The sequence below is a fragment of the Pseudomonas sp. 18058 genome, from assembly GCF_902706155.1.
Classification (GTDB): Bacteria; Pseudomonadota; Gammaproteobacteria; order Pseudomonadales; family Pseudomonadaceae; genus Aquipseudomonas; species Aquipseudomonas rustica.
Window position 1 is genome coordinate 24,248 of the sequence record NZ_CACSJY010000066.1, and the last position, 6,519, is coordinate 30,766.

Sequence of the window (6,519 nt, forward strand, 5' to 3'; positions counted from 1 at the left end):
TTTTCTTTGTCTGCGATTTGAGTTTCAGGTTTTAAAGATCGCAGCCTTCGGCAGCTCCTACATTGAGACCGCGTGCGGTTCGCGTACTGCGATCATTTGATCCTTTGCGTACCCTGCCACTGCGCCGATGACCAGTATCGCAGGGCTCTTCAATTGAAATCTGTAGGCCGCTTCGCTCATTGCCGTCAGAACACTCCGGCATTCACGTTGATGAGGCAGTGAAGCGTTTTCGATCATCGCCACCGGCGTATCCGCTGCCATTCCTCCGGCCAATAGCTGATCACGAATCTCGTCGAGTTTGGCCACGCCCATGTACACCACCAGTGTCGTGCCGCCCTGCGCCAGCGCCTGCCAGTTCAACTCGCTGTCATCTTGCGTGTGCGCCGTCACCAGCGTCACGCCGCGCGCGACACCGCGCAGTGTCAGCGGGATGTCGCACTGCGTTGCGCCCGCCAGTCCGGCGGTGATGCCGTTAACCAATTCCACCTCAACACCACGCTCACGCAGCCACTGCGCCTCTTCGCCGCCACGGCCGAAAATGCACGGATCGCCGCCCTTGAGTCGCACCACGCATTTGCCGTGACGGGCATACCGCAGCATCAAGCGATGGATAAAGGCCTGCGGCGTAGAACGGCAGCCGCCGCGTTTCCCCACGGCGATAACCCGCGCGTGCGGACAGTGTTCCAGCACCGCGTCATTGACCAGATCATCGATCAGCACCACATCGGCTTCGCGTAACGCGCGCACGGCTTTGAGGGTCAGCAATTCAGGATCGCCGGGGCCAGCGCCCACCAGCCAGACTTTTGCATTCATGGAATCTTTCCTCATCAGATGACCGCGACCGGCTGCACATTGGCAGCCAGCAGACGTTTTATTTCCGGGACGCAGGAACCGCATTGCGTGCCGCACCCCAGTTGATTTTTCAAACCTTGCAGATCGAGGCCTTGGCGAATGCCGGTGCACACCGCGTTGAGGCTGACGTTTTTGCAGTTGCACACCGTTTTCGCCGTCATCATTGGTGCTCCGGCATTACCCGGCGGCGCGCTCATTGGTGCGAGCAACCAGCGGCGCAGTTGCTCGTCGGTGCGGCCCTCCTGCCACAGGCCTTGCAACCAATGCTGGGCGAGGGTTTCGCCGGCCAGACGAATTGCAGTGATCCGGCCGTTCTCGATACGCACGCGTTTGCCGATCGCGCGGCGTGGGTCGTCATAGGCCAGCACCGGGCCATCGATCAGCGACAGGCAGCGGTCGATTGCACCCAACAACTGTGGATCCGGTGCCTCGCTGCTGGCAGCGCGTATCAGCAACGCCGATCGTTCACGTCCGGCAAGGCTGAGACTCACGTAGGAAAACGCCTCACAGAGTGGTCGTAGCGTCTCGAAATGCTGTTGAACATTGCCTTCGATGAGTGCGAACAGTTGCCAAGGCAGATTCACCGCTTCCAGGCGCACGCCGCTGTGTTTCAGTTCCGGTTGTTTCGACAAAGGATCGAACGCCGGCAAGGTCAGGCTGTTGACGCCGCCCTTGAGAAAACGATCGCCCCAGTGCATCGGTAGAAAGGCCTGACCGGGACGCACACTATCATCGCTACCGACCGCGACGATCACCGCGCCACGCCGACTTTTCAGATTGACCAGATCACCCGGCTGCAAGCGATGCCGACGCAATTCGTCGGGGTGCAAACTCAACACCGCTTCGCTGACATGACCGAACAACTGCGCTGCCGTACCCGTGCGACTCATGCCGTGCCACTGATCGCGCAGGCGCCCGGTGATCAGCGTCAGGGGGAAGCGTGCATCTCGTTGTTCCTTAGCGGCGCGATACGGGTCGGCGATGAATTGCGCTCGACCATTTGCCGTAGGAAAAATACCGTCGACGTACAGCCGCGCCGTGCCTTGCTGCGCGCCTGTGGGGAAGGGCCATTGTTGCGGGCCGATCTGGTCGATCAAGGCATGGCTGATTCCGGATAAATCCAGATCGCGGCCACGGGTCAGCCCTTTGAACTCATCGAACAACTGCGCAGGCTGTGTGAAGGCAAACAGGCTCGATGCTTGTGGGCGCAGACGTTTCTCCAGACGCTGTGCGAAATCCACCGTAATCGCCCAGTCCGGTCGTGCTTCACCGGGTGGGAGAATGGCTTTGCGTACGTGGGAAATGCGCCGTTCGGAGTTGGTAACCGAACCTTCCTTCTCGCCCCAACTGGCGGCCGGCAACAGCAGGTCGGCGAAAGCCGCCGTCTCGGTGGTGCGAAAAGCTTCTTGCAACACCACAAATGGGCATGCCTCAAGCGCTGCACGCACCGAGCTTTGATCGGGCATGGATTGCGCAGGGTTGGTGCAGGCAATCCACAACGCTTTGATCTTGCCGTTGCGCACCTGCTCGAACAGTTCGATAGCGCTGAGGCCGGTGCTGTCGGGCAATTGATCCACGCCCCAGTAAGCTGCCACTTCGGTGCGGTGTTCAGGGTTGGCGGCATCACGATGGCCCGGCAACAGATTGGACAGGCTGCCGGTTTCCCGTCCACCCATGGCATTCGGCTGACCGGTCAGAGAGAAAGGCCCTGCACCGGGGCGGCCGATTTGTCCGGTGGCCAGGTGCAGATTGATCAGTGCGCTGTTTTTCGCGCTGCCGGCGGTGGACTGGTTCAAACCCATGCACCACAACGAAAGAAAACCCGGCGAAGTGCCGACCCATTCCGCACATTGCTGCAATTGCTCGACACTGATCCCGCACAGTTGCGAAACCATTTGCGGGGTGTAATCGCGCACCAGACTTTTCAGTTCGGCCAGGCCATCGGTGTGTGCCTTGATGAAGTCGCGGTCGATCCAGTCTTCCCACAACAACAGGTGCAAAATCCCATGGAATAAAGCGACATCGGTGCCCGGCAGAATCGCCAGGTGCAGATCCGCGAGGTCGCAGGTGTCGGTGCGCCGTGGATCGATGACGATGACTTTCATCTGTGGGCGCAGGGATTTCGCCTCTTCCAGTCGACGGAAAAGTACCGGATGGGCGTAGGCCATGTTACTGCCGACGATCATCACGCAATCGCTAAGCTCCAGATCCTCATAACTGCACGGCGGCGCATCGGCGCCGAGGCTGCGCTTGTAGCCGACCACTGCCGAAGACATGCACAGTCGCGAATTGCTGTCGATGTTGTTGGTGCCAACCAAGGCCCGCGCCAGTTTGTTGAAGGCGTAGTAATCCTCAGTGAGCAATTGCCCGGAGATATAAAACGCCACACTGTCCGGGCCGTGTTCGGCGATGGTCTCGGCAAAGACATTGGCGGCGTGTTCCAGCGCCGTGTCCCAATCGGTGCGGCTGCGCGCCAGACTTTTGCCCAGGCGTAATTCTGGATACAGGGCACGGGCCGCGAGGTCGCCGGTCAGGTGCAGCGTCGAGCCTTTGCTGCACAGTTTGCCGAAGTTGGCCGGATGCGCCGGATCGCCGCTGACGCCGAGGATGCGCTCGCCGTCATGCTCGATCAGCACGCCGCAGCCGACCCCGCAATAACAGCAGGTCGAGGCGGTCGTCTGGCGGCTCATCAGATGGCGTCCCGCAGAGCTAACTGCACGCGACCGTTTTCGACCCGCGCCGGGTGATGGTGCGCGCAGCCGATGTCCGGCGCCTGAGCTTCGCCGGATTCAAGGTCGATCTGCCAGTTGTGCAGCGGGCAGGCGACGCGTTTGCCGTAGATCAGGCCTTGCGAGAGTGGTCCGCCCTTGTGCGGGCAGCGGTCGTCGAGGGCGAAAACTTCGTCGTCGCTTGTGCGAAAAATCGCGATGTCACCTTTCGGCCCGGCAATGATCCGCGAACCGAGGGCGTTGATTTCTTCAAGGGCACAGATATCGAGCCAGTTCATGCTGGCACCTCCAGATTTTTCACCGGGATCACGTCGAATTCTTTCTTCAATTGCGGCTGGGCCAGACGTTCTTTCCACGGATCCTGTTCGAACGACAGGGAGAATTGCAGGCGCTCGTTCAGGGCTTTGCGGCGCTCCGGGTCTTCCAGCACAGCTTTCTTGATGTGCTCCATGCCGACCCGTTGCAGGTAGTGCACGGTGCGTTCGAGGTAGAAGGCTTCTTCGCGATACAACTGCAGGAAGGCACCGTTGTATTCGCGGACTTCTTCGGCGGTTTTCAGCTTGACGAAGAATTCGGCGACCTCGGTTTTGATCCCGCCGTTGCCACCGATGTACATCTCCCATCCGGAATCCACGCCGATAATTCCTACGTCCTTGATCCCCGCTTCCGAGCAGTTGCGTGGGCATCCGGAGACAGCCAGTTTCACTTTGTGCGGCGACCACATGTTGAACAGGTCGTGCTCAAGCTCGATGCCCAACTGTGTCGAGTTTTGTGTGCCGAAACGGCAGAACTCACTGCCGACGCAGGTCTTCACCGTGCGAATGGATTTGCCGTAGGCATGGCCGGACGGCATGTCGAGATCCTTCCAGACACCGGGCAAGTCCTGCTTTTTGATGCCGAGCAAATCGATGCGCTGCCCGCCGGTGACCTTGACCATCGGCACGTTGTATTTGTCGGCGACGTCGGCTATCCGCCGCAGTTCCGAAGGATTGGTCACGCCGCCCCACATCCGTGGCACCACCGAATACGTGCCATCCTTCTGAATGTTGGCGTGGGCGCGTTCGTTGATCAGGCGCGATTGCGGGTCGTCCTTGGCTTCGCCGGGCCAGGTGGAAATCAGGTAATAGTTGAGTGCCGGGCGGCAGGTCGCGCAGCCGTTCGGCGTGCGCCAGTTGAGGTAACTCAGGGTGCCAGCGATGGTCAGCAGGTGTTGCTCGCGAATGGCCTGGCGGATCTGTCCGTGGTTGAGGTCGCTGCAACCGCAGATGGCTTTTTCGCTTTTCGGTTTGACGTCTGCCGCGCCGCCGACGGTGTTGATCAGGATCTGCTCGACCAGTCCGGCGCAGGAGCCGCAGGAGCTGGCGGCTTTGGTGTGTTTCTTCACTTCATCGACGCTGAACAGGCCGTGTTCCTGAATCGCTTTGACGATGGTGCCTTTGCACACACCGTTGCAGCCGCAGACTTCGGCGGTGTCAGCCATGACCATGGCTTTGTCCTGGCCCTGATGTCCTACATCGCCTAACGCATTTTCGCCAAACATCAGGTGATCGCGGATCTCGCCGATGGCGTGATTCTCACGAATCTGTCGGAAATACCAACCGCCATCTGCCGTATCGCCGTACAGACAGGCGCCGACCAGCACGTCATCCTTGATCACCAGTTTTTTGTACACGCCGCCGATCGGGTCGGAGAGGGTGATGGTCTCGGTGCCTTCGCCGCCCATGAAATCGCCGGCGGAAAACAGGTCGATGCCGGTGACTTTCAATTTGGTCGAAGTCACCGAGCCCTGATAACGGGCGAACCCCAGTTGTGCGAGGTGGTTGGCGCAGACCTTGGCCTGTTCGAACAGCGGCGCAACCAGGCCATAAGCGATGCCGCGATGGCTGGCGCACTCGCCGATCGCATAGATGCGCGGGTCGTAGGTTTGCAGGGTGTCGTTGACCAGGATCCCGCGATTGCACGGGATGCCGGCCTTTTCCGCGAGTTCGGTGTTGGGACGAATGCCCGCAGCCATCACCACCAGATCGGCGGGGATGATGTCGCCGTTCTTGAATTGCACCGAGCCGACCCGACCGTTGCCGGCGTCGTGCAGGGCTTGGGTTTGTTCGCACAGACGGAAGTTCAGGCCACGGGATTCGAGGGCGCTTTGCAGCAACTGGCCACTGGTTTTGTCCAGTTGCCGTTCCAGCAGCCACTCACCGATGTGCACCACGGTGACGTGCATGCCGCGCAGCATCAGGCCGTTGGCGGCTTCGAGACCGAGCAAACCGCCACCGATGACGACCGCGTGTTTGTGGGTTTTTGCCGTGTTGATCATCGCCTGGGTATCGGCGATGTCGCGGTAACCGATTACGCCGTGCAGGGTGTTGCCCGGGATCGGCAAAATGAACGGCGTCGAGCCGGTGGCGATCAGCAGGCGGTCATATTCCGCTTCGGTGCCGTCGTCGGCGATCACTCGGCGTTTGACCCGGTCGATCTCCACCACTTTGCGGTTGAGCAACAACTTGATGTGGTTTTCCAGGTACCAGTCGAGGTCGTTGAGGACGATCTCTTCGAAGGTCTGCTCACCGGCCAGCACCGGCGAGAGCAGGATGCGGTTGTAGTTGGTGTGCGGTTCGGCGCCGAAGACGGTGATGTCGTACAGCTCATTGCTCAGTTTGAGCAGCTCTTCGAGGGTTCGAACCCCGGCCATGCCATTGCCGATCATCACCAGTTTGAGTTTTTTCATCAGGTTCTCCGGGGAGCTGCGGCTGGCCTCTTGTGGGCAGTCAGGCCGTGCTCGAGAAATTTTGCGCAAACAAAAAAAGGCGTCCCGCTAGTTGCCTAGCGAGGACGCCTTTGTCCTGGTCCCGTTCTCTCGGGAAGCGCAGCCTTCGTCGTTGAAGGTTGGGCTTTATGTGTGTGTTGGGTGGGGTAATGCAGTGGTTGTGCCAAGTGG

Annotated in this window: 4 protein-coding genes; all 4 read right to left on the reverse strand. The window is 60.0% G+C overall.

Annotated elements, in window-relative coordinates:
- Positions 1–57: 57 nt before the first annotated feature.
- Genes cobA through nirB form a run of 4 tightly spaced genes read right to left on the reverse strand, consistent with a single transcriptional unit; the run spans position 58 to position 6,309 of the window.
- On the reverse strand, positions 58–813 hold the full coding sequence (cobA, locus tag GVL50_RS25080) for a uroporphyrinogen-III C-methyltransferase (protein WP_159815425.1): 756 nt from the start codon (positions 811–813) through the stop codon (positions 58–60).
- A gap of 14 nt (positions 814–827) precedes the next feature.
- A complete protein-coding gene (locus GVL50_RS25085; RefSeq protein WP_159815426.1) occupies positions 828–3,542 on the reverse strand; it encodes a nitrate reductase in 2,715 nt (904 codons plus the stop codon).
- Positions 3,542–3,859, reverse strand: a complete 318-nt coding sequence (gene nirD, locus GVL50_RS25090; protein ID WP_053118721.1) for a nitrite reductase small subunit NirD — start codon at positions 3,857–3,859, stop codon at positions 3,542–3,544. Before nirD ends, GVL50_RS25085 begins: the two co-directional genes overlap by 1 nt.
- Positions 3,856–6,309 (reverse strand): nitrite reductase large subunit NirB, encoded by a 2,454-nt coding sequence (nirB, locus tag GVL50_RS25095; protein WP_159815427.1) that lies wholly within the window; start codon positions 6,307–6,309, stop codon positions 3,856–3,858. Before nirB ends, nirD begins: the two co-directional genes overlap by 4 nt.
- Positions 6,310–6,519 lie beyond the last annotated feature (210 nt).